The following is a 25,342-nucleotide window of genomic DNA, read 5'->3' as shown; positions in this document are numbered from 1 at the left end:
CGTTGCCCGGCTCGCTAGATATTCTCCGGCGTCACGATCTGCAAAGGCACGCACACCCGATGCCGTTGCGGATCGATCTCCGGAGCCATGGGCAGTTCCACCATCAGCCGGATCAGCTCCTTGGCGATCAACTGCGGTTGTGAGTCGATGACCAACGTCACCAGACCCTTGCGCATGGCCTGACGTGATTCCACCGTCGTCTCGTTCAGGATCACGCAAAGCTGCGGACGTTGTGGGGTCGCTGCCAAGGCGCTGATCACGCCTTCGACGCCGCCACCGGCCACGTAGATGCCGCGCAGGTCAGGATGACGGGCCAACAGATCGAGGGTCGCTTCCTCGGTGATCGCGCCGTTGTCCAGCGTGACGATGGCAGGTAGCACACGAAACTGCGGGGCTTTTTCATCAAAAAAACTGCGCAGGCCCACTTCCCGCTGCTCATGCCCGAGAAACCGGTGACCGCCGAGCATCACCGCCACTGTGCCGCCCGAAACAGGGGAGCCGTGAGCAATCAACCAGCCCGCGGTGCGGCCCACTTCATGGTTATCCGTGCCCACGTAAGCGCTGGGCGCAAGCGTCTGCAATTCGGTCAACAGTGACACGACATGCACGCCATTGCGACGCACCTGCTCGATCGCTTCAATGATCAGCGGGTGTTCGAAGCTGACCAGCGCCAGGCAATCGCATTGCTCTGCCAATTGATGGATCTGCCCGACGATCGACTGCGGCGAGCGATTGTGAATCAGCTCGACGTGGCAGACGATGTTCGCCGCCCGGCAATCGCGCGCCTGCTCGACGATGGCATCGCTAAGGGTTTTATAAAAGGTTGGCGAGGTGCCCAGCAGCAGGATGCCGAAGTGGTAGGCAGGCTTCTTTTCATTGATGCGTTGCGAGATCAGCCGAGCGGCGAAATAGCCCACGGCTTCGGCGGCGGCATGGACCTTTTCCGCCGTCTGCGGATTGACCGGTGCACGGGCATTGAGCACGCGGTCAACGGTCGCGACGCTTAGGTGAGCATGGTGCGCGACCGTCGCGATGGTGGGACGTTTTTTATTATGCATGAGGCCTCTTCTACACGAAGCTGTGGCCACCCGAGGCACCGATTTTTCCAGCCTTGATAGAAAACTATCAAGGGCAATAAGGACTGGATGATAGCTTGAGAGAGAATACTTTCAAGCGCTTGTTGCGGACTCTGCGATCTCTATAGTTTGGATCAGCGAAATGGTTAATCGATGCGATATCCATACTCCGGAGAACAATAACAATGTCCCAGATATTCCTAGATCCCGAACGCCCCGACCCACAGCGTGGCAAAGACTACAGCCTCACCGGCGAACAGGCGCGGCGGGCCGAGGAGGCGGGCCTGGTATCGGCGGTCTGGTATCAGTCCCCGGTCCCGCGTAAACGCATGAAAGAGCTGATGCAGCGCAGTGACGGGCGGGCGATTCGCGACACCGCCCTCTGGCTTGGCGCGATGGTTCTGAGTGGTTGGGGCGGCTACGTGTTCTGGGGCAGTGCTGCCTGCGTGCCGTTCTTTCTGGTCTACGGTGTGCTGTATGGCTCGGCTGCGAACTCACGCTGGCATGAAACCGGCCATGGCACGGCATTCAAGACCCGCTGGATGAACGATGTGGTCTATCAGATCGCCTGTTTCATGGTCATGTACGAGCCTCAAGTCTGGCGCTGGAGCCACGCGCGGCATCACACCGATACCATCATCGTCGGTCGCGACCCGGAGATCGTCGAGCCTCGGCCGCCACGCTTGAACTTGATGTTCCTCAAGTTCTTCTCACTGCCCCATGTCTACAACATTTTCGGCTCGTTGTTGCTGCACGCAACCGGGCAGATGAGTGCAGAGGAGAAGACCTTCGTTCCCGAATCCGAATACCCCAAGGTGTACCGCACCGCACGGATCTGGCTGACCCTGCACGCTGCGGTGATTGCCCTGGCGCTGTACCTTAATTCCTGGCTGCCCATGATGTATGTGCTGTTGCCGACGATCTATGGCGGCTGGTTGAGTTATGTGTTCGGTCTGACCCAGCATGTGGGGCTGGCCGAAGATGAACTGGACCATCGCAAGAACTGCCGCACGATCTACATGAATCCGCTGTTCCGTTTTTTCTACTCGGACATGAATTACCACCTGGAACATCACATGTTTCCGATGGTGCCTTACCACGCGCTGGCCAGGCTTCATGAAGAAATAAAAGACGATTGCCCACCGCCCTATAAAAGCATCATCCAAGCGTATCGCGAGATTATTCCGACCCTGCTCAGGCAGCGCAAGGACCCCACGTATTACATCCATCGTCCGGTTCGCGAATCCGCGACGCCTGCCGCGACAGAGACTCCCGCGCCTCAGGAGTCGGCATTCAGCTGAAGATCACTTACGTATCCACCGCCAATAACAAGAGAACACTGCCATGAGCAATCAATGGGTAGAAGTCTGTGACGTCGATGACATCGATGAAGAGGATGTCATCCGCTTCGATCACCAGCAGAAAACCTATGCGGTGTACCGTTCGCAGAACAGCGAATATTTTGCCACCGACGGCCTGTGCACCCACGAAAAGATCCATCTGGCCGACGGTCTGGTGATGGACTTCGTGATCGAGTGCCCCAAGCACAACGGCCGCTTTGACTATCGCAACGGCAAGGCGCTGAACGCTCCGGTCTGCGTCAACCTGAAGACTTATCCGGTGAAGATCGAAGGCGGCAAGGTGTTGCTCGATACGCAAGGGCAGGGCGAAGCATGAGCCCTTCAGACACGCTGGTAATCGTCGGCGCCGGGCACGCTGGCGGGCGCGCTGCGCTGACCTTGCGCGAGGCGGGTTTCGCCGGACGCATCGTGCTGATCGGTGACGAGGCGCACCTGCCCTATGAGCGCCCGCCGTTGTCCAAGGCGTTGCTCAAAGGGGAGTCCTCTTTGGCGTCGTGCAGCCTGTTCAGTGAGGCCAGCTTCCTCGCCTCCGGGATCGAGCATCTGAGCCAGGTTCGGGTGACCGGTATCGATACGGCCCGGCATTGCGTAGCGCTGGATACGGGGGCATCGCTGGTTTACAGCAAACTGCTGCTGGCAATCGGCGGCACGTCCCGTCGCCTTGATCTGGCGCCGGGGCAGCTTGGCAACGTGCGTTACTTGCGCACCTTCGACGAGGCAGTCGAACTGGAAAAGAGCCTCAAGCCTGACACGCGGCTGGTGGTGGTCGGAGGCGGTTTCATCGGGCTGGAAGTGGCCTGCAGCGCACGCGACCGGGGCTGCGAAGTCACGGTGCTGGAGGCCGGGCAGCGACTGGCTGCACGTGCCTTGCCCGAGCGCGTGTCCGAGGCCTTGTTGACCTTGCATCGGCGCAAGGGTGTGGTAGTGCGGCTCGGTGCACAGATCGAAGCATTCCGCGGCGAAGACCGGGTGCAATCAGTGCAACTGGCCAGCGGCGAGCAGGTGCCCTGCGATATTTTGCTGGTGGGTATCGGCATGCAGCCAAATCTGCAACTGGCCCGCCAGGCGGGGCTTGAGACGGGCAGCGGCATCAAGGTTGACGCCTTTCTGCAAACCAGTGCAGAGGACGTCTACGCCGCAGGCGACGTGTGTGAATTCACCCGTGGCGACGGCGCGTTTCATCGGCAGGAGACCTGGCGCAACGCCGAGGCGCAGGGGCGGGTGGCCGCGTTGAATATGCTCGGCCAGCAGCAGCTGTTCGACGCTGTACCGGGCTTCTGGTCCGACCATTACGAATTCGGCTTGCAAACGGTGGGCACGCTGGCAGCTGAGGCGCAGATCATCGAGCGCGCGGGCGTGGATGGCGGATTCCTGCTTCTTTATCTGGACCGGCAATCCAGGCTGGCGGGCGCCAGCGGCTGGGGTGCCGGCAACAGCATCGCCAAGGACATGAAACTGTGCGAGCGACTGATAGAGAGCCGGGCGGTGCTGCCCGTCGAACAGCTGTCCGACGCCAGCGTTTCATTAAAGGGACTGTTGCGAGGCGCCCATGTCTGACAAAACGATGAGTCGAGAATTTGTGGTGTTCCAGTCGATGTGGGCCATGCAGAACGAGCAGGGGGTGCTGCCATCGTGTCTTGAATCGCAACTGACGAAAATCGCCGAGGCCGGGTTCGACGGCATCACCGATCACTTCCATGAACCGCTGGCGGCGCAGGAGCTGTCCCGTCTGGCCAATGGCCTTGGCCTGCAAATCGAGGGTCAATTGTTTCCCCGCACCATCGACGACCTGCAGCCTGTGCTGGAAATCGCCAGTCATTACGGCTGTCATCACCTGACGATCCAGGCCGACAGTCGGCCCCGTACCTTGCAACAGGCGGTGGCTCTGCTGGAGGGCTGGCAGCGTCTGGCGGAGCAGGTGGACTTTCCGGTGCTGGTGGAAACCCATCGTTATCGGCTGACCAACGATCTGCATTTCACCCTCGACCTGCTCAAGGAACTGCCTGATCTCAGGCTGCTGGCGGACCTGTCGCATTACGTGGTGGGCCGCGAAATTCCACTGCCCCCCGGCGAAGACGATCAGCAGCAGCTCCAGGCCATTCTGCGCAACAGCTGGGGGTTTCATGGCCGCGTGGCAACCTGCGAGCAGGTGCAAGTGCCCATCAGCTTCGCGCAGCACCAACCCTGGGTTGAGTTGTTCAGCGCTTGGTGGCGGTTCGGGATCGAAGATTGGCTGGCGCGTACCGAGGTGCCGGGCAGTCTGTCGTTCACCTGCGAGCTGGGTCCCGCGCCTTATGCCATTACCGACCGGGCTGGCCGGGACATAACCGATCGCTGGGAAGAATCATTGCTGATGAGGGACCTCGCGCGGCAACTCTGGTCCGACTGTACGGCAAACCCTTAGCAGCCAGGCCCACCTTACGCCGGGTCCGGTGCTGGCGAAAATTGGCATGCCCTGTGCTGCGTGATAGGAATCGGCTGTTAGGCAACCTCGATCAGGGAGAGGCCACAGCCAGCCAGGTCACGATTCTGACCATAAGGCGCTGAGTGCACTCCGCGCGAACGCCTGTGGGCGGCGCGCACTCGCCAGCTGCAAGGCGCGCACGTCACCACCCATGACCGACTGGGGTCAAACCTGCCGTTTCTGCGTCCGCTGGTCACGATCACCGACGACAGCCTGGCCAGCTATGGCATCGACGATGCACGGCGCACGTCTACACGATTTGCTCGGCACCCGCTGCGATCCCTACGTCAACAAAATGCTGACCGGTGAGGATTTTCACCATCACTGCCATTCCAACCTGATCCGCGCCGTGCTGCCCCACGGCCTGACCGCATTCGACGTGCACGAGGTGCTGAACATCTTTCAATGCACGGGGCTGAATCATGACGACATGTACTTCATGAAAGCCTGTCCGGCACAGAAGGGCGATTACCTGGAGTTTTTCGCGGAAACCGATCTGCTGTGCGCATTGTCGACCTGTCCTGGCGGCAATCTGTCGCTGCCGATGTGGGGGCCCGAGGCGCGAGATCCGCTGAGTGTGTGTCGACCGCTGGGGGGTGGAGATCTATGACCTCGCTGCGGCATTGCTGGAGGGATGGGAGCAACCCCAACGCGTCGAGTACAACGGCCTGCATGGGCTAAAAATTCCCAGAGCGGATTGGGAGAATGAAGTCAGGTTCTGCTGAGCTTCAGTCTCAAACGTGTTTGCGGTTTTTGAGAGCGGCTGGCCCGGCGACCTGTCAGCGCGCCACAGACGTGCTCAGGCATCGCGCAACAAGTCATGGGCGTTGAGCAGATCCCAAGCGATTTGCGGTCGTTTCTCCAGCCCTCGACGGATGGCCGCGGGGATAGCGGTGCGGGTCTTGCGGCACATGCCGGGCAGCTCGGCGATGTCGATGGCAATGCCACGCATGCTGCGTACCTCGTTGAACCCCGGTGCGATTTCAAGACGTATGCCCAGTTGCTCGAACATGCGCTGCTGCAGGTACTGCAGATCACTCAGACTGGCAATGTTCGCCAAGCGCTCTGTCAGCCGTTTTTCCTCCTGACGGGTCAGGCACAGGATGCGCTGGTCCGTCCCGGCGGTTTGCAGCAGGCGCTCGCGGTCACAGACGCAGGCGCCGGGCGGGCAAGGTAAGCGGATGGGCAGAGTGGGGGTCATGGGCTCTGATCATAGCGATGCCCTCTGGGGATTCACAGCCGTTTGTTGCCCTTGCCGCACTTGGGCACGCAGCCACTTTTCACGGAAGTGAAAGCCCGCGATGGGCGCCTGGACTGCCTCGGTCCCAAGCACAGACAGACCGGGTGGCTGCACACCAGCAGTGCGTCTGGCAAATGAATTCGCTCTCACAAGATCCATCGCTTGTGGATGTAAGTTCGGCGAGTATCTCCAGCGGTCACCTATCACTGCTACGATGGGCACTTTGCGCAAACCTTGCCCTGATGACCCCTTCATTGCCTGCTATCCAGATTACTCAGGTCCGTCCTGAAGACATTCCCCAGGTCGTGGGTTTTGCCATGCGAGCGCGGACAGAAATGTTTCCCATGCTGGATTCGAACGCGCTTCCCTACGATTTGCAGCACTTCCAGAGCACGTATCTGGACGCGCAATGTGGCCAATTCGTCATCGCCCGGCAAGCCGGAAAACTGATCGGCATCCTTGGCTTCATGCCCTATAACGGGCGTTTTCCTCAACTGGATTACGGCAATCGGCGCGTGGTGGAGATCGTGCGTCTGTTCATCGACCCCCAGGTCAGGCGCGGCGGCCTGGCAGCGCGTATGTTCGCTGCGTTGAAAACCGCAGCGCTGAGTCAGCGGGTCCAGGTGTTGTATCTCCATACTCACCCATTCCTGCCCGGCGCCATTGCCTTCTGGCAGCGACAGGGCTTTTCCATCCTGGACGTCGAGGATGACCCCCTTTGGCAGACCACGCACATGGACTGCCTGCTGTGATCCGCCACGCTTCTCTATAAAAAGCTGCGAGGTGAAAAGAACGAACGCTGAGGTCCGTCTGACCTCCAAGGAAAATACCTTCTGCGGTCATTCTGGAGAGACGAAGATGATCAGTTCTTGCAAGAGATGGATGCCTCTGCTTTTTGCTGCTGTAGCTGCCGTCCCGTACGGCGCCATGGCGCAGGCTCCCCATGCCTCGCCTGTCATGCTCGCCGCCTCGGGCATCGGCGGTGGTGGTTCGGTGGGCGCGGCAGGCGCCGGAGGAGGCGCGGCTGCGGGTACCGGTGCAACCGGCACTAATAGCAGCGGTACCAACGCCATGGGCACCAACGGCAGCAATAGCGGCAATACCAATGCCACTGGCACCAATGGTACGAACACCAACAGCACCGATGCCACGCATAGCAATGGCAGCAACAGCAGCAATACCAACGCTACTGGCACCAATGGCACAAACACCAACGGCACTGATGCGACCCATACCAACGGCAGCAACAGCAATAACACCACCGCTGCTGATAGCAACGGCGTCAACACCACCAACGTTCAGCGTGGCGTGAACGGTGCAAATACGGGGGCCACCCATCCGGGATCGAGCCAGGGTGCGGGGGGCGGTTCGTCTTCGGAGCCTGCTACCAGCGCAGGCGGCGATGCGTTGCAACAGGAGCGCCAGCAAAGCGGTGAGCGGATGATCATGGAGCGCAAGGGGCAGGCACAGGACAGCAATTGACGCGGTGGCCGCAATTTCAGTGGTTCAACCGGTATCGCAGCTTGTACCCGTTCCGACCCGGCTTTAAGCTTCGCCTCACATTACTGGAGGTCATCATGGCTAAAGCATCTGCATTCATTCATATCCCGGTCCCGGCCGATGACATCTGGCAGCGGGTGGGAGGTTTCAACAGCTTGCCTGAATGGTTGCCACTGATTGCCAAAAGCGAATCCGGCGAAGGCGGGCGGGTTCGTCACCTCACCACTCAGGACGGGACGCAGATTATCGAGCGTCTGCGCTCGTTCGACGACCAGGGCCGCACTTACAGTTATTCGATTGTGCAAGGCCCGTTTCCCGTCACCGACTACCTGGCAATCCTCAAGGTGGTTGCCGATGGCGATCAGGCAGCGCGGGTTGAGTGGTCGGGTACCTTCACGCCCGAGGGCATTTCCGACGCGCAAGCCGAAGCCATTTTTCTTGAGGTTTATCAAAGCGGGCTGCAGGCTCTGAAAGGCAATTTCTGATCGACTCAACGGCTGAGTGAATCATTGCATCAGCCATGGAACCACTCGGGCTCGCGGGCCACCTAGGGTAATCGCTCTCAGGACCCGCCCCCATGCCGCCTGCCTTGACCCCACCCATGGGGCCCATGACATTCGCTCGTCAGCTTCGCCTCGGTACACTCACCCTGGCGCTGTTATGTGCAGGGTGCCAATCCATCGATTACCAGGCGTTTGGCTATCCTCCGCAACCTGCGGTAGAGCGCACGCCACGCCTGATAGCCGGTCTGAACCGAAGCACGGAAGTCATCCCCGATGCGCATCCGCCACTAGCGGCTGTGCCTTATGACGGCAGCGACATCTGGGGGCGACTGGGGCAGGGCTTCAGTCTGGTGGACGACACGGGCGTGAACCAGCGCATCGTCCGGCAGCGCGACTGGTTGCTGGGCAACCCGGGTTTCCTGCGCAATGCCAGCCTGCGCGCCAGCCCTTACCTGCACTTCATTGCCGAGAGTCTGGATCAGCGCGGGATGCCGTCTGAGCTGGCGCTCTTGCCGATCGTCGAAAGCGCCTATAACCCCAAAGCCAATTCGATTCGCGATGCCGCCGGCCTCTGGCAATTCATGGCCGCAACGGGGCGCGACTTCAATCTGCGCCAGACAGCCTGGTACGACGGACGTCGCGATGTGGTGGCCTCGAGCAAAGCGGCGATGGATTACCTCACCCGGTTGCATACTCAGTTCAACGGCGACTGGTTGCTGGCCATGGCTGCCTACAACGCGGGCGAAGGCACAGTCAGCCGCGCAGTGGAAGCCAACCGGCAGCGTGGCATGCCGACTGACTACTGGCACCTGAACCTGCCCCGGGAAACCCAGGATTACGTGCCGCGCCTGCTGGCGTTGTCACTGTTGGTGCGCGAGCCCGAAACGTATGGCGTGCAACTCAACCCGGTGGCGAACGCACCTTATTTCACGTCAATTGAATTGACCCGAGCGGTGGATCTGAGTCAGTTGGCAGCCAGCGCAGGGATCGACGAAGCGGTACTGCTGGGGCTGAATCCGGCTTTCCTGCGCAAGAAAACCCTCGACGGGCCGACTCATCTGCTGGTGCCCCGGGATCAGGCGCGACAGCTGTCTGCAAGTTTGGCGAAACTGGCGCCTTACGCCGCTCCAACGGCAGGCGAGGCGCTGGCCATTACGACGACGCCCTTGTCGCCGTCTGTCAGGTTGGTGCCCTGACGAGCCGTTGGGGTACGCACCCTGCTGCCCCTTCATGACCTGCATCGGTGCGCGGGTAACCGAGCCGATACAAATCTTCTGGTACCGATAGCTGGGTTATTACCGCAGTCCAGCGACGGCCTCAGGCACACCCGTGGCTTTTAATAATTTCTACAATGTGAACTTCTCACATCCCCGTAACCCCGCTGATACACAATCAGCATTGGGCCTGTGACATATTCTGAAACATCCCACCACTATTAACCTCGCGAATGCTGCACCATCACAGGCCTTTTTATCGAGGCTCATCCGCACGCTGTTTAGTTGGATCCAAATCTTAAACATATGCCCGGACTCTGGTTGTCGAATAGCGGCCTGAACAAAAAATACAAGCGTAGTGCCAGCGCAGAGCCCGGAAAACAGGGGGGTAGCGAGCGGGTAGCTGAATTGATAAAGCTGTGTTCGGTAAACCGAATGTCGTTAGTTGGTTTTCCGAACGGATCGGATTTTAAAATCAACGATACCGTTATTATGAATCAGGGGTTTCTACATTATAGGTATTGAGAGTTGAGTGAAAAAGAGCGCAGCAACTAAACTATCATTTAAGTTATAGCGGGTTATTTGCTTTTTCTAATAAGGTTGCTAAAGGCTCTTACGCAAGAAGTGAGTGACTAGTCAGTTTTACATGGAGAACCTTGAACAAGAAACATAAAGGCACCACGGGATAGCTAAGCCTTGAGTCGATTACGCCGGCATGGGTTGCTCTGCCGCTCACCGAAACGCACTGAAATAGAGCATAACCTGTTGATTATCAATGTAATGCGATAGTGGGTGAGAATGATTCCCTTCTGAAGACGGGGCGATAAAACATTAGTCTGCTGGACGCAAGACAAGAATTTAAATACGTGTTTGAAACGCATCCTCGTGCCTTTAGTTGCTCTCCTAGAGTGGAGTCACATTGATATCATGGCGGAAACTTTGTGATCCTGTTCTCAAGCCATGCGGGAACTAAAATTAATTATTGCTGCCTTTGTAATGCGTGGTACTAATAAATCGCTTGCACCCAATTTGAGAGGTATCGATGAAAGAAGAAATCGATGTAAGCGGCCGTTCGTCTTTGCAAGGAAACGCAACACTGGATATTCACCAGATTGCGGTGAACACCGCGAACCTCAGCATGGATCTACTCCTGTGCGGGGAGACAGGAACCGGTAAGGACACGCTGGCAAAGCGCATCCATGAGCTGTCCGGCCGGACAGGCGCCTTTGTCGGGATGAATTGCGCTGCCATTCCTGAATCGCTGGCCGAAAGCCAGTTATTCGGCGTAGTAAACGGTGCGTATACAGGGGTCAACCGGTCTCGACAGGGCTATATCGAGGCTGCGTGCGGCGGGACGTTGTACCTCGACGAAATCGACAGCATGCCGTTGAGCCTTCAGGCCAAGCTGTTGCGCATTCTGGAAACCCGAGGCATCGAACGGCTCGGCTCAACTGAATTCATTCCGGTAGATCTCAGGGTGATCGCCTCGGCGCAAAGACCTCTGGATGAACTCGTGGAACAAGGGCTTTTCCGCCGCGACCTGTTTTTTCGTCTCAATGTGCTGACCATCCAGATGCCAGCCTTGCGCAATCGTCGCGAGCAGATCCTGCCGTTGTTCGACCAGTTCACCCAGACCATTGCCAGCGATTTCGATCGTCCGGTTCCCTCGCTGGATAACGGCCTGGTGCAGGTGTTGCTCAGTCATGCCTGGCCTGGAAACATCCGCGAGCTTAAATCGGCGGCCAAACGTTGTGTGCTCGGCTTTCCGTTGCTGGGTGCCGATATCGAGCCTGACCGTGATCCTGAAACGGGGCTGAAAACCCAGCTGCGGGTGATCGAAAGAATGCTGATCGAGGATGCCCTCAAGCGCCACAAGCACAGCCTGGACGCTGTTATTCAGGAACTGGAGATTCCCAGACGTACCCTGTATCACCGCATGAAAGCGCTGGGCCTGAGCTGCCTTGGCACCACCGATCCGCTGCTTTCCTGACGCCTGAATCGCTGTTGTCTCGCAGCCCTGAAACTCCAGAGGTCGTGGATGAGTGTGTACGATGTGTTTGAAGATCAGTTGGCCGATGACAGCCATGTGCCCAACCTGACGGTGATCGCCCAAAGCATTTCGCAATTGGGCATCGATGTGTTGTTGTCGGGTGAGACCGGTACGGGTAAGGATACCGTAGCGGCGCGTATTCACGAGTTGTCTGGTCGCCAGGGCCGTCTTGTGGCGATGAATTGCGCGGCCATACCGGAGTCGCTGGCTGAGAGTGAGTTGTTCGGCGTGGTCAGCGGTGCCTACACCGGTGCGGACCGTTCCCGGGTTGGGTACATCGAAGCGGCGCAGGGCGGCACCTTGTACCTGGATGAGATCGACAGCATGCCGCTGAGCCTTCAAGCCAAGCTTCTGCGGGTGCTGGAAACCCGCGAACTGGAACGTCTGGGTTCGACAACGCCTATCGCTCTGGATGTCTGTGTAATTGCCTCGGCCCAGCACGCACTTGACGAATTGGTAGAGCAGGGGCGGTTTCGCCGGGATCTGTATTTCCGGCTCAATGTCCTGACGTTGAAACTGCCCCCGCTGCGCGCTCAACGAGAGCGCATCCTTCCATTGTTCCAGCGCTTTGCCATGGTCTCAGCCCAAGAGTCCGGACTGACGCTGCCCGATGTCAGCGGGGTGCTGCGTCACGTGTTGTTGAACCATCAGTGGCCGGGCAATATCCGGGAGCTCAAATCCGCTGCCAAGCGCTTTGTGTTGGGCTTCCCGCTATTGGGGGAGGAGCCGGGCGATGAACGAGAATCCTCAACCGGCTTGAAGTCTCAATTGCGGGTGATCGAGAAAGTCTTGATCCAGGCCGCCCTGAAGCGGCACAACAACAGCATTGATGCGGTGAGTCAGGAGTTGGAGATCCCTCGTCGAACCTTGTATCACCGGATGAAAGAACTGGATGTCTAGGCAATGAGCTGTACCTCGGTATTGCCACAGGTGCGCCCGAACAAGATGCACGAGCTGGAAGTGGTGCAGGGGCTGTCTCGCAACCTCGCCCAGCACATCGCCCGTGATATCCAACTGATGGACGCCAATGGGCTGAAGCCCGATGCAGTGCGCGAGCTGTTCAGCCAACTGATGCTGGTCAACCCCAGCGTCGAGGCCTATCTAGTGGACGGTGTCGCTGTTACCCAAAGGCCGCTTTGTCGAGGTGACGATGAGCGACAGCGGACCGGCAATCGCTGCCCCATTGCGCGAAGGCCTGTTCCTGCGTCCGTTCAATATCGGTGGGCACGCCGCGATGGCGGTCTGGGCCTGCGGATCGTGCATCAGATCCTGCAACTGCACGGGCACAGGATCAAGCTGGTGGATGTGCCGGGGCAGGGCGCGACGTTCAGGTTTGCATTACCGGTCGATCAGCAGACCGCGCAGGCGGTATTGCCCAAGCAATAGTCAGCGTCGATGGGCGTGATTGTCAGGGATGATTTCCGCTGGCCTGGATGGCTTCTTACACTAGGCCTTCGTAAAAAGTCAGAAAGACCAGAGGGAGATTCACATGACTATTGAAATCGGCATCAACGAACAGGATCGCGCAGAAATCGTGGAAGGGCTGTCGCGCTTGATCTCAGACACCTACGTGCTCTATCTCAAAACCCACAATTTCCACTGGAACGTGACCGGACCGATGTTCCGCACGCTGCATCTGTTGTTCGAGGAACAGTACACGGAGTTGGCAACGGCCGTGGATTCCGTGGCCGAGCGCATTCGCGCATTGGGTTTTCCGGCACCCGGCACCTATTCGACCTATGCGCGCCTGTCGTCGATCAAAGAGGAACCCGGTGTGCCTGCCGCTACGGACATGATCCGGCAGTTGGTGGAAGGGCAGGAAGCGGTGGTCCGTACGGCGCGCGGCATGTTTGCGCTGCTGGAAAAGGTCAGCGACGAACCTACCGCCGATTTGCTGACCCAACGCATGCAGGTGCACGAAAAGGCGGCGTGGATGCTGCGCTCGTTGCTGGAAAGCGAGTAACAGCTATTACGTGACCTGAAAGCACGGCCCGCGTCCTGAACGGTGCCTCTGCAAACGTTTGGAGAGGCACCGTTCGCCTTGCAGGAGACGTCGCAGGTAACGACGGCAGCGCACGCGCGGCGCCATTCTCGGATTTGGCGCTTCGGTAAGCAAACTCACTCCACGCCGCTTCTGCTGCACCCATGGCGTTATTGCTCCTCGATGCGGATCACCTCATCGGTGACTTCTTCCAATTGCCGCACCACCTGATAAATATGCGCCACCGCCAACAGGGTCGGGCGAGGAATGTGCTTGCCCGCTTTGACCTTGTACAGGGTGCGCGCCAGCCAGATGCTTTGCACCACCGGGATTCCGGCTTTTTTCGCCCGAGCGATAAGCGCCAGAGCGTCGTCGTCTTCACCCTTGCAGTGAATCAGCGGCAAGGGCGTCTGTCCTGGCCGGTAATACAGCGCAACAGCGTAGTGGGTCGGGTTGACCACCACCATGTCAGCGTCTTCCACCGGCTTGGGAGGTGCGCTCGGCGCTTGATTCAACAGCTCATGCGCCAATTGTCTACGGTGGCCTTTGACGTGTGGATCTCCTTCGGACTGCTTGTATTCCTTCTTGATGTCCTCGTGACTCATGCGCAGTTTTTTGGCGTGAAAGTACTTCTGCAGCGCAAAGTCAACAGCGCCGATCACCAGCAACAGGCCCAGGGTCGCCCTGAGGATGTGGCGGAACAATTGCAAGAGCGAATGCCAATACGTCGTCAGGTCGGTATTGGACAGCAGGATCAACGCCCCCAGCGACGGCTTGACCACCACATACAGCGTCACCGCTATCGCCATCGCCTTGAGCACGCTCAACAAAAGCGTAGTGAGGTTCTGTGCGGAAAACATCTGCTTGGCATGCGCAAAAGGGTTGAGCTTGTTGATGTCGATCTTCAACGCCTTGGGCGCGAACAGAAACCCGATCTGCATCCAGCTGCCGACCAGGCGCATCAGCATGGCCACCCCGACGCTGCTCAGAATAAAGCCAACCAGCACCGTGGCGCCTTCGCTGGCCACCTGCTCGATGGTGTGCATGTACGGCTTGCCGATGCCCTGAAACGACAGCGACAGCAAGCTCAGCAAACGCGCCACGCTTTCATCGGCCAGCCCCAGCGTGACCTCACTGACGACCATCAGGACCAGCAGTTTGCTCAGGTCCTGACTTTGCCCGACCTGACCTTTCTCGCGCGCATCGCGCAGCTGTTTGGGTGTGGCCTTTTCTGTTTTCTCGCTCATGGCGTTGGCACCAGTTGCGTCAACAGGTGCTTGAGATCAGCCAGTTGCATGATCTGACCATTGCCCAGCTCCAGCAGCGTCGGCAGATAGATCAAGAGAAACGCAATGCCGGCCATGCTTTTCGCAGGCATGGCCAGAATCGATACGTTCAGTTGTTGCGCATACAGCCCGATGATCGCCAGCGCCGCTTCGATCAGCAGCAGCAGACCAATGAAGGGCGCCGCGTAGAGCATCATGTGCTGCAGGGTCTGGTTCAATTGTTCCAGAAATACATCCAGACCTTCCACGGTCATGCCCGGCAGCCAAGCAGTGGGTGGCCATACCTGATAGCTGTCCCAGATCACCTGAGTGATCAACGACAGGCCGCCGGAGAGGATCACCAGCATGATCAGGGTTTCCTGAAACAGCTCGCCCAGCGGGGTGGCATCAGGCCCCAGCGCGGGGTTGAGCTGGCCCCCACTCAAAGCGCCACGCTGGCTGTCGAGCAGCGCGCCCACCGAGGCGAACATCCAGAAGGGCGCATACAGCAACAGCCCCAGCAGTGTCCCGAGCACGGCCTCCTTGAGCAGCAGCGCACCGATGGAAAACCAGTCATTTTCGAACGAAGACAGCGCCCGACTGATGGCCGGTGCGGGCACCATGGCCACCACCAGCACGACGGCATAACGCAACGGGCCCTTGAGGTATTTGAAGCAGAATGCCGGCACCAGAATCATGCACGGCAGCAGACGTGCAGCGGCCAGACCCATGCCCAGCATCAGCTCGAACAGCCCCTGGGCGTCGAACGGCATCTAGTGGGCGCCCCCGGAGCGCGCGATCAGGTCGAACGCCATGTTGATGAACTGAATTAGTTCGACGCCGATCCAGCGCCCCGTCATCGCCAGGGTCAGGCCGACCGCTGCCAGTTTGATACCGAAGGGCAGCGTCTGATCCTGAATCTGCATCAATGCCTGAATCAGCGAGGTGATGACGCCCACCAGCACCGCGACACCCAGTGGTGGGGCGGTCAGGATCACCACCAGAAACATGCCCTGCTTGAACAACGCCAACGCTTCCATCGCCGCCTCACATATACGAATAGAAAAGGCTATCGAGCAGTCGCGTCCAGCCTTGCACCAGCACGAAAAGCAGTAGCTTGAGCGGCAGGGAAATGGTCATGGGCGAGACCATCTGCATGCCCAGCGCCAGCAGCAGGTTGGAGACGATCAGGTCGATGACGATGAACGGAATGTAAATCAGAAAGCCGATCTGGAAACCGGCCTGCAACTCCGACAGGACGAACGCCGGAACCGCCAGCAGCAGGTCGCTCTTGCTCGCCTGATCGGCCATCTCCTTGGGCCACATGCGTTGCGTGTTTTCCAGCAGGTGGGCGCTGACATCGGGATCGGTGTTGCGGGTCATGAAGCGTTGCAGGGGCTCGATGACGGTATTGGCGCTGGCTTGCAGCTTTTCGGTGCTGCCCATTTCCAGCGGACGGTCATGCACCCGCTGCTGAATTTCGTGGGCCACCGGTGCCATGACGAACATGGTCGCCGCCAGGGCGATACCGTACATGGCCATGTTCGGGGGCACCTGCTGCACACCGATGGCATTACGGGTGATCAGCAGCGTCATGGCAATTTTCAAAAAAGCCGTGCAGACAATCAGCAGAAACGGAATCAACGACAAAGCGCCGAGAAACAGCGCCAGGAATACCGGGTTCATCCCGTCGGTCATCATGCGGGCGACGCCATTCGGGTGATTTGCAGGCCCAGCCGACCGTCGACGTCCACCAGTTCACCTTCGGCAACGACACGATCGCCGTGGCAGAGGGTGGCAAAACCCGGGGTGACGCCGCTGACTTCGAGCACCGTACCGGCCGCTATCCGACGCAGGTCACCCAGGGTCAGATTGAGGCTGCCACAGCGCAGCGTGAGCGCCATTGGCAGCTGATCGAGACCTTGCAGAGGCTGAGCATCGGCTGCGGCAAGACCTTCTTCGAATGTGGATTCGGGTGGCGACTCAGGTTGCAGCCATTGAGCCTCATCGGCTGCAGGCTGCTCGGCATCCGAGTAGGCGTCATAGCCTGGGGGCGACTCTTGGTAGTCATCGTCGTCCGAGGTGTCCAGCTCTTCGTCATAGAGCGCTTCATTGGCCATGTTCCAGGTATTCCTCGTGGCTGAGCCGTACATACAGCTGTCGTTCGTGGCTGTCGGTCTGCACTGCCCATTGCCGTCCACCCAGTTGCAGGCGGCCATTGCCGTCGCTGCCGAAGTTGCAGTGCGGCGGCAGCAGCACATCACCCGGTTGCAGTGAGGCCAGTTGCTCAAGGCTCAACGACAGCTGACCAAGCTCCAGTGGCTGAGCGAGCGGTAATTGCTCATCGAGCGCCTGCAAACGGAATTCCCATTGAGGCCCTTCGAGCAATCGCAGCAGCACCTGGGCATCGGCACGGATCAACCCATGTAGCGATTCTTCGCCAAGACGCAGTTGAATCCGGCAGGTCAGCGCAGTGGCAGACAGTGCAGTCATATCGCTGAGTGGCTCAAGGGGCGAAAGCAGTTCCGCAATGGCTGGGCTGAATCGCTGATTGAGCATTTGCCAATACCAGGGCTGGGATTGGCCTGAGAGCGTGACGGGCAATTCCCCCATCAGACTGAGCATCGCTTCGGCGTCGCTCAGGCCAAACACACCGATGCTGCTGTTGAACCAGTACACGGGGGGCTCCCAGGCACTGTCGGGTGTCAACGGGCGCAGACTCAGTTCTCCACGCATCCCCTGGGCCTCGAATGCCAGGCTCGCCCCGGCACCCAGTCGGCGACTGAAGCGGGCTGTCATCGGATCAACTTTGCGCAACGCCAATGCACTCATGCTGCGTACTCCTCATGAAAAGACAGGCCGACGTCATGGCCCAAGGCATCGGCCAGGGCACTTTCACAGGCACGCTGATGCGGCCTCAACCGTGAGAGCACGCCGCGCCGGGCAAACCCCAATTCAACGTTCCACTGGTTATCGCGCTTGTTGGCATTGACCTGGACCCGACCCAGGTTGGGCATCAGCAGCGTCACGCTGAACGGCCCCTCAGGTTGCGAGGGCAGGCGCTCCGCCAGCTCATCGATCAAACCGGCAGGTACGCCGTCGCCAGGCGGCAACAGGTTCACACCACTGCCGCCGAAGCCGGATTGGTCGGGCTGTTCGCCGACCGCAGGCACCAGTAGCTGAGAAAAAAACATGCCGTCTGCGCTTAGCGTCTCGTGCTGATCGGGTTGACTGAAGGCCGAACGCAAGCGCTCGACGTCGCCACGACGCAGGGTACCCAGACCCGGACGGTTGGCGCTCGGTGCTGCCGGCTCGGCAGGTACCGGGCGTTGCGCAGGCTGGGCAGGTGGGCGGGGTGGTGCTTTGATCGGCGTATTCATCGGAACTCAACCTTGTTCATTGAGGGCTTCGGCCAGGCAGGCCAGCTTTTCCACGGCACGCAGCGAGGCTTTGGCGGCCGCCCTTGCCTGCTCCAGACGCTGTTGCTGGTCATCGATACCCAGCCGTTGCTGCTCGACGTCCTGGCGGATGTAGGCCAAGCGATCAAGCATGCGATTTTCCTTTTCATGCCAGCGATCAAGGTCATTGAGCGACATGGTTTTGCACAGATTCGCCTCGCTCAGAACCTGGCGTCGTTCGCGCTGGTTGACTCGCTCCTGGCTTAAGGCTTCACGGGTTTCCTGCAGATGCGCCTGCATGTCCAAAAGCGCTTGCTGAGCCTTGCGCTGCGCACGCTCGGCACTGGCCTGGCGGTGCTGGCGCAGCGGCGTTAGCACGCCGATCACCTGTTCCATGGCCAGCTGTTGCGGATCGACTTCCAGTTCTTCTTCCATCAGACAGGCCCCTTGTTAGCCGACGACTTCGCACCTTTACGCGCAGGTATTATTCCAGCCACTGCATAAGGTGACCGACTCGCCGCCTCGCGGCTGTCGCACAGCTCCTGCAGGTCCAACGGGAATGCATTTGCAAGCTTCATAGCCCGTTGGCAACCCCGCTAACGTTCGCAGGCGTCATGACCGACACGTCACTCCGGCAATTGCGAGGTCAAGCGCATCAAGGCGTCCAGGGTTTCCTCCAGCGGCACTGGCTCGCGCAGGTCCTGACGCAGAAAAGCATTGATCGGCTCGTTGAGCTGTACCGCGCAGTCGGTCACTGGATCGCCGCCGGGCTGGTACTCGCCCAGCCGCAGGAGCATTTCCACCTGTTTGTAAGCCGCCATGAGCCGCCGCAGTCGGTTGTTCGCTTGCTGGTGCTCGCGGCCTGTGACGTTGCTGATAATCCGGCTGATGCTGGCTTGCACGTCGATGGCCGGGTAGTGGCCGCGTTCGGCCAGTTTGCGAGACAGCACGATATGGCCGTCCAGCAGCGAGCGCACTTCATCGGCCACCGGGTCGTTCATCGAATCCTGCTCGATCAGTACCGTATAAAGCGCGGTGATCGAGCCGGTTTCGCTCATCCCCGCACGCTCGACCAGGCGCGGCAGCAGGGTATAGACCGACGGCGGCAGCCCGCCGCGGCCCAGGGGCTCGCCAGCTGCGATGCCGATTTCGCGCTGCGCTCGGGCGAAGCGGGTCAGGGAGTCCAACAACAACAGCACCTTCATGCCGCGGGCCCGATAGGCCTCGGCAATGGCGGTGGCGGTGAAGGCAGCGCGGGCGCGCTCCATGCTCGAACGGTCCGACGTGGCGCAGACCAGCACCGAGCGGCTGCGCAGGGTGGCGTCCAGTTCGTGGTCGAGAAACTCTCGCAGCTCACGGCCCCGTTCGCCGATCAGGCCGAAAACAATCACATCGCATGCCATGTTGCGCGCCAGTTCTGCCATCAGCGTGGTCTTGCCGCAACCGGCACCGGCGAACAACCCGACCCGCTGGCCTTCGCCCAGCAAAATCGCGCTGTCGATGGCGCGCACGCCGGTGGGCAGTGCATTACTGATGCGCGGGCGCTGGGTGGGCGGCAGAGCATCGGCGATCACTGGCAACGTCACTCGTCGATCACCCGGGCCGGCAAACGCACCTTGTGAATCCCCCAGCAGCGGTCTGCCGAAGCCGTCGAGCACGCTGCCCAGCAGGCTGTCGTCGACGCCGATGCGGTGAGCCATACCCAATGGCCGGATATGCGCGCCCACCTGCACGCCATCGGGTGTACCCAGCGCGCTGAGCAGCGTGCAGTCGCGAGTGAAACCGACGATTTCGGCCAGCATGGTGCTGCCATCAGCCTTGCTCACCTCGCACAGATCGCCGACCTTGGCGGCCGGAATCTGGCACTCCAGCAAGATACCGTTGACCGCGCTCACCCGGCCACTGACCTGCACCGCCGAAAAGCTGCTCAGGCGCCTGGCATGACCGGCTTTCCACTGGTCGAGTGCGGCGTTCACCAGTTCACCTCGTAATGCCGCTCGCCATCGAACTGGATGCGATTATCGTCGATGCGGGTCAGGCGCAATCCCGCCAGCTCATCGCCGACGTACAGGCGACGCCCGTCGGCGGTGACCAGATGCGCGTGTGGCCCGGACATGATTTGTACGATGGTGAAGGGCAAGCCGTTGTTCGAAGTGGTCACGTTGTCGATCAAGGCTACCGGTGAATCGTAGCGATCCTTGAAGCGCTGCAGCATGCGCTGATACACCACTTGCGATTCAGCCTTAAGGTTGCCACTCAGTGCCAGGCCTTCAGGTGTCTGCTGCACATTGATGCCACTGAGCAGGCGCTCGCTGAGCATGGTGTTGAGCTGGCGTCGGGTATCCTCGACGTTGCTCAGCTGAATACGTTTGTGCGCCGGTTCGGCTGCCGGTTTCGACTTCTGCGCGGTCTGTGCGGTTTGTGCAGAAGGGTGGACGGCGACGGTTGCGGCCATTGAGTCAGGCGCGCTGCTGCGCGTCAGGCTCCAGGCGCTGCCGGCGATGCCCAGCAGAACGCCGACGATTACCCCAGTGGTGCGATTGAGTACCCGGGAACGGGAGGTGACTTTCTCCAGCGGCGGCGCACTGGACTGGGCTTGGGACTGCGGTTCGGGCTGTGCCTGTGGCTCGGTCGGCGGTGGCTGAATTACCACGGGCACGGAAGGCCATGCATCTTCTGCCGCTGATACGCACAGCCATACCGAGCCGAGCACGAAGGCCGTGTTGGTGGTCAGTTCGGCCGCTTCATGACGGTGGCCTTCCTGATCGCCGATACGGCCATCGGCGGCATTGAGCAACCAGTGCTCGCCCTGGCGTTGCAAACGGCAGTGCAGTTGCTCGACGCCCGGATCAAGCAGGGCCAAGTCCTGTTCGGCATCTGACCCGATTGCCCATTGCTCACCGACCAGCGGCAACGCGGCGCCCTGGTGCAGGCCGGTCAATACCCGTAATTCAAACATGCGAAGCTCTCCAGGAACTCAAGCGGCGTACTCGTTATCCAGCTCATCCAGGTCATCTTCCAGATCGAAGCGGCCAAGCACCTTGACCTGCGCCGCGTTGCTGATCTCGGCGAAGGACAGCACCGGCACGTGGTAGAACTCTTCCTGCAACAAGGTGCGCAGCGGGCTGCGCAGATCCTGTGCGACCAACAGCACGGCTCGGTCGGCGGTACGCACCGGGAAAGCGATGTGCAGTTGTTGCACCAGTAACTGGCTGGTTTCGTTGTCCAGGGCGAAGAAGGTTTCAGTCTGGGTCTGGCGCAGGCCGTCGCGCAGAATGCCTTCGCTCTCCGGGGTCAGCACCCAGACCAACAGGCCTTCGGCACCGCAATACTGGTGATAAATCTGCGACTTCAGCGCAATGCGCACGTAGTCGGCCAGCACGGTCACTTCACGTTCGTGCTGACCATGTTCGATCAGGGTTTCGGCGATCACGCGGATCGCTCGCAGCGGCACGCATTCCGATGCCAGACGCTGCAACACCGCAGAAAACCGGGCCAGTGGCAGCACCCGCTGCATTTCCTGTGCGAGCTCCGGCTGTTCGTTTTCCAGCCAGCCGAGAATCGCCTTGGTCTCCTGAAGCCCGATGAATTGTGGGCCGCAGGACTGCAGCGCGCGTTCCATGCGCTCGATGATCAGGGTCATGGCGTCGACCCGTTCGACATGCTCATGCAGCTGCGGATCGTCGGCCGGCAGCCATACCCATTGGCCTTCCTGACGCTCGACACTGCCGTACACACCAGTGTCGGGCGACTCCTCGAGCAGGCGCGCCTCCACCGCTACGTGGCTCTGAGTGAGCGTCGCCTTGAGCAATGGAACTTCGTAGACCGTAAAGCGGAATTCGTCCGGCGACAGGTGCTCGACCTGTTCAATGATGAAGGAGGGCAGGGTCAAGCCGTACTGCACCACCAGACGGTTGCGGCGCTGGCGGATTTCGCTGACCAGCGCTTCGATGAGTGCCGGACTCTGACTGGGGTGAAACTGCAGCACGAACTGACGGCTGGGGGAGAATGTGCGCAGGTCTTCACGGCCATTCATCTCGGGGGCTACCGCGATCGCCTGACCCTGTTCAGCCTGGGGCTTGGCCCGATGCAATTGCAGGAAACCGCCGGTGCCGCAGACGACCGCGATGACGATGAACACAGCGGTCGGCATGCCGGGCAGGGCGGCGAAACCGAGCATCGCCACGGCAGCAATGATCCAGGCCTTGGGCTGGCTGGTGATCTGCTCGGCGATCTGCCGGCCGATATTGGCTTCGGCGCGCTCCTCGTCCGGCACCCGAGTGATGATCATGCCGCAGGTCACCGAGATCAGCAGCGCCGGGATCTGCGCGATAAGGCCGTCACCGATGGTCAGTACGGTATAGACCTGCAGCGCATCGCCTGCGCTCATGTTGTGCTGCACCACGCCAATGGCGATGCCGCCGATCATGTTGATCGCAACGATGATCAGGCTGGCGATGGCGTCGCCGTTGACGAACTTCATGGCCCCGTCCATGGCCCCGAACAGCTGGCTTTCCTTGCCCAGTTCTGAACGGCGCTTACGGGCTTCATGAACGCTGATCAGGTTGGCCCGCAAATCACTGTCGATGGACATCTGCTTGCCGGGCATGGCATCCAGCGTGAAGCGCGCACCCACTTCGGCAACCCGCTCCGACCCCTTGGTGATCACCAGAAAGTTGACCACGGTAAGGATCAGGAAGATCACCATACCCACGGCCAGATTGCCGCCTACCACGAACTGCCCGAACGCTTCGACGATATGCCCGGCGTCCTGATTGAGCAGGATCAGGCGTGTGGTTGAAATCGACAGCGCCAGCCGGAACATGGTCGTCAGCAGCAACACCGCCGGGAAGGTCGAAAATGCCAGCGGCCTGGGCAGGTGCATGGCAAGCATGATCAACAGGCAGGAGATGCAGATGTTGATGGCGATCAACACATCCACCAGACCCGTGGGCAGCGGCGTGATCATCATGAAGACAATGGCGATGACCACGAAGGCACCGACGATTTCCGAACGCCGCATCGCGGCCAGAGCGAGCTGGTTGAGCAGGTTGATGACACGATCCATCAGGCGAGGCTCCCGTGCAGCTGGTTCTGTTCCAGCCGAGTCAGTTCGGCCATAAGGATGAGCAGGTTGCCCAAAGCGCTTTGTCGGCTTTTAATGTCGCGCCACAGCAGAATCGGCAGTTGCTGCAGCATGGGCCGCAGCCCGTTAAGGAAGGCCAGCTGATGCTTGAGCTTTTTCCCGCCGATGTGCTGGGTCAATTGCAGGGTTTCATTAAGGCTCATGCCCTTGCCGGACAGGGCCAGCAGGTGTTTGAGAAATGACGCCGTGTCCACTTGCAGTCCCGGGTTCTTGTTGCGCATGCGCCCCAGCAGGTGTTCGCAGCTCTGCAGCAGGGTGGCGACGTGACGCGCGGTATTGAGGCCGTGCATCAACGTGCGCAGTTGCTGGGGCGAGGTGGACGGTGTGAGTGCCGACAGGTCGTCGGCAATGGCGCAACGCATGTCACGCAGGTTGAGCTCGAATTGGCCGACTTCCTCTTGTTCACTGAGCAAGGCGTCGATCAGCCCGGTGATGTTTTGCTGGCCGGCAATGGCAACGTCGTACAGACCGCGCAGCGCACCGCGGCGCTTGCTGTCGATGCCCGACCTGGCGAACGCCTTGGCGCTGTTGATGCCGGCCCGGGCGCGTTTTCCGTATTTGCGCCGCAGCAGCTTCAGCTGTTGGGTCAGGACCACGTGTTCACCGGTGGCACCGTCGGCCTGCGCCTGCTTTCTGGCCGCCTGCAGCACCACATGAGCCTGAGCCGGATCGCCTTCCGAGAAGCTCAGAATCTGTTCAAGGCTGGCCGCCCGCTGGCTCTGCAATTGCTTGCGCATCTTGCGCGCCGCATCGTCCAGCCCGGTGTTCTGGCTGCCCATCAACAGCTGATACAACTCACCCAGCTTCACTGCCCGCGACTGCAGCGCATTGCTGCTGGCGATCAGTTCGCGCTGACCAAGGCTGCGACTCTGTTGTACCAGCGCAGAGGCGAACCGCGACACCTGTTGCGGTGAGGTCCCACCCGGGTTCGCAGTTGTGGGCCGCAGCGATGCAGTCGGGATCGCCGCGTTCTTCACAGCATTGACAGCAGCGGTCTCGATAGCGTGCATCGCTTGGGTAACGGCGGGAGCGGAGATCTTCATAGGACGATTCTGAGCGTGGTCATGCGCTCTGAGTGGGTCGTGCAGCGTTTACGGTTCCATCAATCCGGCAAGAGATGCATCTGTGCCAAAAACTGCTGACGATTCAGTGTCCTCGCGCAAGTTTTTGCACAAGCTGAAAGCGTTATCAAATAAATTTCCTTATTAATCAAGGGCTTAAATATATAAATTAACTGGCATGCATCTCGCTATAGGGCTAATACACTTCAAACAAGGAAGAGCCCTGATGTTTCCAAGCCTTGCGATACTCGATATTGATCCGTCCACTCGCCGTCAACCGGTTTCAGGTATCCGTCAGCTGTCCAGTGATCAGGTCAAGATGCTTCGTGCGTTTATCCAGAAGCGGGTGATGAACCCGGACGATGTCGATGACATCCTGCAATGCACCTTTCTCGAAGCGTTGCGCAGCGAGCACAAGTTCCAGAACGCGAGCAAACCGCAGACCTGGCTGTGCGGCATTGCGCTTAACCTGATCCGTAATCACTTTCGCAAGATGTACCGCCAGCCTTATCAGGAGAGCTGGGAAGACCATACTCACTCAGAGCTCGACAGCCATGGCGACATCGGCCATCAAGTGGACGGTTTTCGGCAATTGGTACGGGTGGCCAGGGCGATCGATGCGTTGCCTTCCAACATGCAGCGGGTGATCGAAGTGTCGCTGGAAATGGACGGCAACTATCAGGAAACGGCAACGTCGCTGGGCGTGCCCATCGGCACCGTGCGTTCACGCTTGTCCCGGGCACGGGAGCAATTGAAGCGGCAGATGGACCCGTTCGCCTGAAGTTGATTGAGGCGCAGTCGAGCGCAGCCGAAACGGCAGGACCGTTTCAGATGTGCTCGGAAACCGTTGCCGCGTTGATCAGGTCGTAGAGCGCAAAGGCGCGATTGACCAAAAAGACGGTGGCCCCCGTCAGGGCGGCAGCATTGATCAGGTGGAAAGTCATGGCAGGTAGTCCGCGGCGAGAGGATGTTGCAAGCAATGGCGTGATGGTACGCGCGCCCTTGAGAAGCTGAAGACAATTGGCTTTATGGTGCTCATCAACAGGATTGATGGGCAGAAAACGGGATCAGGGGACACAAACA

At 59.7% G+C, this 25,342-nt stretch carries 25 protein-coding genes and 4 pseudogenes; 15 read left to right on the top strand and 14 right to left on the bottom strand.

What is annotated here, in order from left to right; genetic code table 11:
- Window positions 1-14: 14 nt before the first annotated feature.
- The gene (locus EC915_RS04570; RefSeq protein WP_133749308.1) at window positions 15-1,058 is read right to left on the bottom strand and encodes a LacI family DNA-binding transcriptional regulator; all 1,044 of its coding nucleotides are present in this window, start codon (window positions 1,056-1,058) and stop codon (window positions 15-17) included.
- A 203-nt stretch (window positions 1,059-1,261) separates the two neighbouring features.
- On the opposite strand from EC915_RS04570, the gene EC915_RS04565 reads away from it, so the two are divergent.
- The 5 genes and pseudogenes from EC915_RS04565 to EC915_RS04545 form a co-directional block, all read left to right on the top strand.
- The gene (locus EC915_RS04565) at window positions 1,262-2,377 is read left to right on the top strand and encodes a fatty acid desaturase family protein (RefSeq protein WP_133749307.1); all 1,116 of its coding nucleotides are present in this window, start codon (window positions 1,262-1,264) and stop codon (window positions 2,375-2,377) included.
- Between the two features lie 43 nt (window positions 2,378-2,420).
- Window positions 2,421-2,753 carry a MocE family 2Fe-2S type ferredoxin gene (locus EC915_RS04560; protein ID WP_133749306.1) on the top strand — a complete coding sequence of 111 codons (333 nt, stop codon included), beginning with the start codon at window positions 2,421-2,423 and terminating at the stop codon, window positions 2,751-2,753.
- The gene (locus EC915_RS04555; RefSeq protein WP_133749305.1) at window positions 2,750-3,994 is read left to right on the top strand and encodes an NAD(P)/FAD-dependent oxidoreductase; all 1,245 of its coding nucleotides are present in this window, start codon (window positions 2,750-2,752) and stop codon (window positions 3,992-3,994) included. Before EC915_RS04560 ends, EC915_RS04555 begins: the two co-directional genes overlap by 4 nt.
- Window positions 3,987-4,841 carry a sugar phosphate isomerase/epimerase gene (locus EC915_RS04550; RefSeq protein WP_256658648.1) on the top strand — a complete coding sequence of 285 codons (855 nt, stop codon included), beginning with the start codon at window positions 3,987-3,989 and terminating at the stop codon, window positions 4,839-4,841. The genes EC915_RS04555 and EC915_RS04550 overlap by 8 nt, the downstream gene beginning before the upstream one ends.
- 150 nt (window positions 4,842-4,991) lie before the next feature.
- Window positions 4,992-5,626, top strand: a pseudogene (locus EC915_RS04545) (urea carboxylase-associated family protein); the annotation flags it as partial.
- A 74-nt stretch (window positions 5,627-5,700) separates the two neighbouring features.
- Here the strand turns inward: EC915_RS04545 and EC915_RS04540 are convergent.
- Complete coding sequence (locus EC915_RS04540; protein WP_133749304.1) at window positions 5,701-6,102, bottom strand: hypothetical protein; 402 nt, start codon at window positions 6,100-6,102, stop codon at window positions 5,701-5,703.
- A 281-nt stretch (window positions 6,103-6,383) separates the two neighbouring features.
- Between EC915_RS04540 and EC915_RS04535 the strand changes: the two genes are divergently transcribed.
- The 9 genes and pseudogenes from EC915_RS04535 (at window position 6,384) to EC915_RS04495 (ending at window position 13,371) form a co-directional block, all read left to right on the top strand.
- The gene (locus EC915_RS04535) at window positions 6,384-6,893 is read left to right on the top strand and encodes a GNAT family N-acetyltransferase (protein WP_133749303.1); all 510 of its coding nucleotides are present in this window, start codon (window positions 6,384-6,386) and stop codon (window positions 6,891-6,893) included.
- A gap of 130 nt (window positions 6,894-7,023) precedes the next feature.
- Window positions 7,024-7,623 (top strand): hypothetical protein, encoded by a 600-nt coding sequence (locus EC915_RS04530; RefSeq protein ID WP_133749302.1) that lies wholly within the window; start codon window positions 7,024-7,026, stop codon window positions 7,621-7,623.
- A 95-nt stretch (window positions 7,624-7,718) separates the two neighbouring features.
- Window positions 7,719-8,126, top strand: coding sequence for an SRPBCC family protein (locus tag EC915_RS04525; protein WP_133749301.1), 408 nt, complete (start codon window positions 7,719-7,721; stop codon window positions 8,124-8,126).
- Window positions 8,127-8,218: 92 nt separating this feature from the next.
- Window positions 8,219-9,334 (top strand): annotated as a pseudogene (locus tag EC915_RS04520) (transglycosylase SLT domain-containing protein); the annotation flags it as partial.
- 1,066 nt (window positions 9,335-10,400) lie between these two features.
- Window positions 10,401-11,348, top strand: coding sequence for a sigma 54-interacting transcriptional regulator (locus tag EC915_RS04515; RefSeq protein WP_133749299.1), 948 nt, complete (start codon window positions 10,401-10,403; stop codon window positions 11,346-11,348).
- A gap of 48 nt (window positions 11,349-11,396) precedes the next feature.
- A complete protein-coding gene (locus tag EC915_RS04510) occupies window positions 11,397-12,308 on the top strand; it encodes a sigma 54-interacting transcriptional regulator (RefSeq protein WP_133749298.1) in 912 nt (303 codons plus the stop codon).
- 3 nt (window positions 12,309-12,311) lie between these two features.
- Window positions 12,312-12,518, top strand: a pseudogene (locus tag EC915_RS25545) (two-component sensor histidine kinase); the annotation flags it as partial.
- A gap of 1 nt (window position 12,519) precedes the next feature.
- Window positions 12,520-12,794, top strand: a pseudogene (locus tag EC915_RS04500) (ATP-binding protein); the annotation flags it as partial.
- 103 nt (window positions 12,795-12,897) lie between these two features.
- On the top strand, window positions 12,898-13,371 hold the full coding sequence (locus EC915_RS04495; protein WP_133749297.1) for a Dps family protein: 474 nt from the start codon (window positions 12,898-12,900) through the stop codon (window positions 13,369-13,371).
- Between the two features lie 188 nt (window positions 13,372-13,559).
- Here the strand turns inward: EC915_RS04495 and sctU are convergent, their stop codons facing one another.
- From sctU to sctW, 12 genes are all read right to left on the bottom strand, one after another.
- Window positions 13,560-14,636, bottom strand: coding sequence for a type III secretion system export apparatus subunit SctU (gene sctU / locus EC915_RS04490; RefSeq protein ID WP_133749296.1), 1,077 nt, complete (start codon window positions 14,634-14,636; stop codon window positions 13,560-13,562).
- Window positions 14,633-15,427, bottom strand: a complete 795-nt coding sequence (sctT, locus tag EC915_RS04485; protein WP_133749295.1) for a type III secretion system export apparatus subunit SctT — start codon at window positions 15,425-15,427, stop codon at window positions 14,633-14,635. Before sctT ends, sctU begins: the two co-directional genes overlap by 4 nt.
- Entirely contained in the window at window positions 15,428-15,694 is a 267-nt protein-coding gene (sctS, locus tag EC915_RS04480) for a type III secretion system export apparatus subunit SctS (RefSeq protein WP_133749294.1), read from the bottom strand.
- Window positions 15,695-15,701: 7 nt separating this feature from the next.
- The gene (sctR, locus tag EC915_RS04475) at window positions 15,702-16,355 is read right to left on the bottom strand and encodes a type III secretion system export apparatus subunit SctR (protein WP_133749293.1); all 654 of its coding nucleotides are present in this window, start codon (window positions 16,353-16,355) and stop codon (window positions 15,702-15,704) included.
- A complete protein-coding gene (locus tag EC915_RS04470; RefSeq protein WP_133749292.1) occupies window positions 16,352-16,774 on the bottom strand; it encodes a FliM/FliN family flagellar motor switch protein in 423 nt (140 codons plus the stop codon). Before EC915_RS04470 ends, sctR begins: the two co-directional genes overlap by 4 nt.
- A complete protein-coding gene (locus EC915_RS04465; protein ID WP_133749291.1) occupies window positions 16,764-17,486 on the bottom strand; it encodes a type III secretion system protein in 723 nt (240 codons plus the stop codon). The genes EC915_RS04470 and EC915_RS04465 overlap by 11 nt, the downstream gene beginning before the upstream one ends.
- Window positions 17,483-18,034 carry a type III secretion system HrpP C-terminal domain-containing protein gene (locus EC915_RS04460; protein ID WP_133749290.1) on the bottom strand — a complete coding sequence of 184 codons (552 nt, stop codon included), beginning with the start codon at window positions 18,032-18,034 and terminating at the stop codon, window positions 17,483-17,485. The genes EC915_RS04465 and EC915_RS04460 overlap by 4 nt, the downstream gene beginning before the upstream one ends.
- 6 nt (window positions 18,035-18,040) lie before the next feature.
- Window positions 18,041-18,487, bottom strand: coding sequence for a YscO family type III secretion system apparatus protein (locus EC915_RS04455; RefSeq protein ID WP_133749289.1), 447 nt, complete (start codon window positions 18,485-18,487; stop codon window positions 18,041-18,043).
- Window positions 18,488-18,678: 191 nt separating this feature from the next.
- Window positions 18,679-20,028: a FliI/YscN family ATPase gene (locus EC915_RS04450; RefSeq protein ID WP_133749288.1), complete on the bottom strand. Its 1,350-nt coding sequence runs from the start codon at window positions 20,026-20,028 to the stop codon at window positions 18,679-18,681.
- On the bottom strand, window positions 20,025-21,011 hold the full coding sequence (sctD, locus tag EC915_RS04445; RefSeq protein WP_133749287.1) for a type III secretion system inner membrane ring subunit SctD: 987 nt from the start codon (window positions 21,009-21,011) through the stop codon (window positions 20,025-20,027). The genes EC915_RS04450 and sctD overlap by 4 nt, the downstream gene beginning before the upstream one ends.
- Before the next feature lie 18 nt (window positions 21,012-21,029).
- Entirely contained in the window at window positions 21,030-23,120 is a 2,091-nt protein-coding gene (sctV, locus tag EC915_RS04440; protein WP_133749286.1) for a type III secretion system export apparatus subunit SctV, read from the bottom strand.
- Window positions 23,120-24,241 (bottom strand): type III secretion system gatekeeper subunit SctW, encoded by a 1,122-nt coding sequence (gene sctW / locus EC915_RS04435; protein WP_305955372.1) that lies wholly within the window; start codon window positions 24,239-24,241, stop codon window positions 23,120-23,122. The genes sctV and sctW overlap by 1 nt, the downstream gene beginning before the upstream one ends.
- Before the next feature lie 244 nt (window positions 24,242-24,485).
- On the opposite strand from sctW, the gene EC915_RS04430 reads away from it, so the two are divergent.
- Window positions 24,486-25,040: an RNA polymerase sigma factor gene (locus EC915_RS04430; RefSeq protein WP_133749285.1), complete on the top strand. Its 555-nt coding sequence runs from the start codon at window positions 24,486-24,488 to the stop codon at window positions 25,038-25,040.
- The last annotated feature ends 302 nt before the right edge of the window (window positions 25,041-25,342 follow it).

Origin of the sequence: Pseudomonas sp. LP_7_YM, from assembly GCF_004364435.1 — a bacterium.
Classification (GTDB): Bacteria; Pseudomonadota; Gammaproteobacteria; order Pseudomonadales; family Pseudomonadaceae; genus Aquipseudomonas.
Note: the sequence above shows the minus strand (reverse complement) of the source record. Positions and strands in the feature narration are given on the sequence as shown.

Coding starts and splice junctions, on each gene's coding strand:
- EC915_RS04570 (WP_133749308.1), bottom strand. CDS start 1,058: ATGCATAATAAAAAACGTCCCACCATCGCGACGGTCGCGCACCATGCT.
- EC915_RS04565 (WP_133749307.1), top strand. CDS start 1,262: ATGTCCCAGATATTCCTAGATCCCGAACGCCCCGACCCACAGCGTGGC.
- EC915_RS04560 (WP_133749306.1), top strand. CDS start 2,421: ATGAGCAATCAATGGGTAGAAGTCTGTGACGTCGATGACATCGATGAA.
- EC915_RS04555 (WP_133749305.1), top strand. CDS start 2,750: ATGAGCCCTTCAGACACGCTGGTAATCGTCGGCGCCGGGCACGCTGGC.
- EC915_RS04550 (WP_256658648.1), top strand. CDS start 3,987: ATGTCTGACAAAACGATGAGTCGAGAATTTGTGGTGTTCCAGTCGATG.
- EC915_RS04540 (WP_133749304.1), bottom strand. CDS start 6,102: ATGACCCCCACTCTGCCCATCCGCTTACCTTGCCCGCCCGGCGCCTGC.
- EC915_RS04535 (WP_133749303.1), top strand. CDS start 6,384: ATGACCCCTTCATTGCCTGCTATCCAGATTACTCAGGTCCGTCCTGAA.
- EC915_RS04530 (WP_133749302.1), top strand. CDS start 7,024: ATGCCTCTGCTTTTTGCTGCTGTAGCTGCCGTCCCGTACGGCGCCATG.
- EC915_RS04525 (WP_133749301.1), top strand. CDS start 7,719: ATGGCTAAAGCATCTGCATTCATTCATATCCCGGTCCCGGCCGATGAC.
- EC915_RS04515 (WP_133749299.1), top strand. CDS start 10,401: ATGAAAGAAGAAATCGATGTAAGCGGCCGTTCGTCTTTGCAAGGAAAC.
- EC915_RS04510 (WP_133749298.1), top strand. CDS start 11,397: ATGAGTGTGTACGATGTGTTTGAAGATCAGTTGGCCGATGACAGCCAT.
- EC915_RS04495 (WP_133749297.1), top strand. CDS start 12,898: ATGACTATTGAAATCGGCATCAACGAACAGGATCGCGCAGAAATCGTG.
- sctU (WP_133749296.1), bottom strand. CDS start 14,636: ATGAGCGAGAAAACAGAAAAGGCCACACCCAAACAGCTGCGCGATGCG.
- sctT (WP_133749295.1), bottom strand. CDS start 15,427: ATGCCGTTCGACGCCCAGGGGCTGTTCGAGCTGATGCTGGGCATGGGT.
- sctS (WP_133749294.1), bottom strand. CDS start 15,694: ATGGAAGCGTTGGCGTTGTTCAAGCAGGGCATGTTTCTGGTGGTGATC.
- sctR (WP_133749293.1), bottom strand. CDS start 16,355: ATGATGACCGACGGGATGAACCCGGTATTCCTGGCGCTGTTTCTCGGC.
- EC915_RS04470 (WP_133749292.1), bottom strand. CDS start 16,774: ATGGCCAATGAAGCGCTCTATGACGAAGAGCTGGACACCTCGGACGAC.
- EC915_RS04465 (WP_133749291.1), bottom strand. CDS start 17,486: ATGAGTGCATTGGCGTTGCGCAAAGTTGATCCGATGACAGCCCGCTTC.
- EC915_RS04460 (WP_133749290.1), bottom strand. CDS start 18,034: ATGAATACGCCGATCAAAGCACCACCCCGCCCACCTGCCCAGCCTGCG.
- EC915_RS04455 (WP_133749289.1), bottom strand. CDS start 18,487: ATGGAAGAAGAACTGGAAGTCGATCCGCAACAGCTGGCCATGGAACAG.
- sctD (WP_133749287.1), bottom strand. CDS start 21,011: ATGTTTGAATTACGGGTATTGACCGGCCTGCACCAGGGCGCCGCGTTG.
- sctV (WP_133749286.1), bottom strand. CDS start 23,120: ATGGATCGTGTCATCAACCTGCTCAACCAGCTCGCTCTGGCCGCGATG.
- sctW (WP_305955372.1), bottom strand. CDS start 24,241: ATGAAGATCTCCGCTCCCGCCGTTACCCAAGCGATGCACGCTATCGAG.
- EC915_RS04430 (WP_133749285.1), top strand. CDS start 24,486: ATGTTTCCAAGCCTTGCGATACTCGATATTGATCCGTCCACTCGCCGT.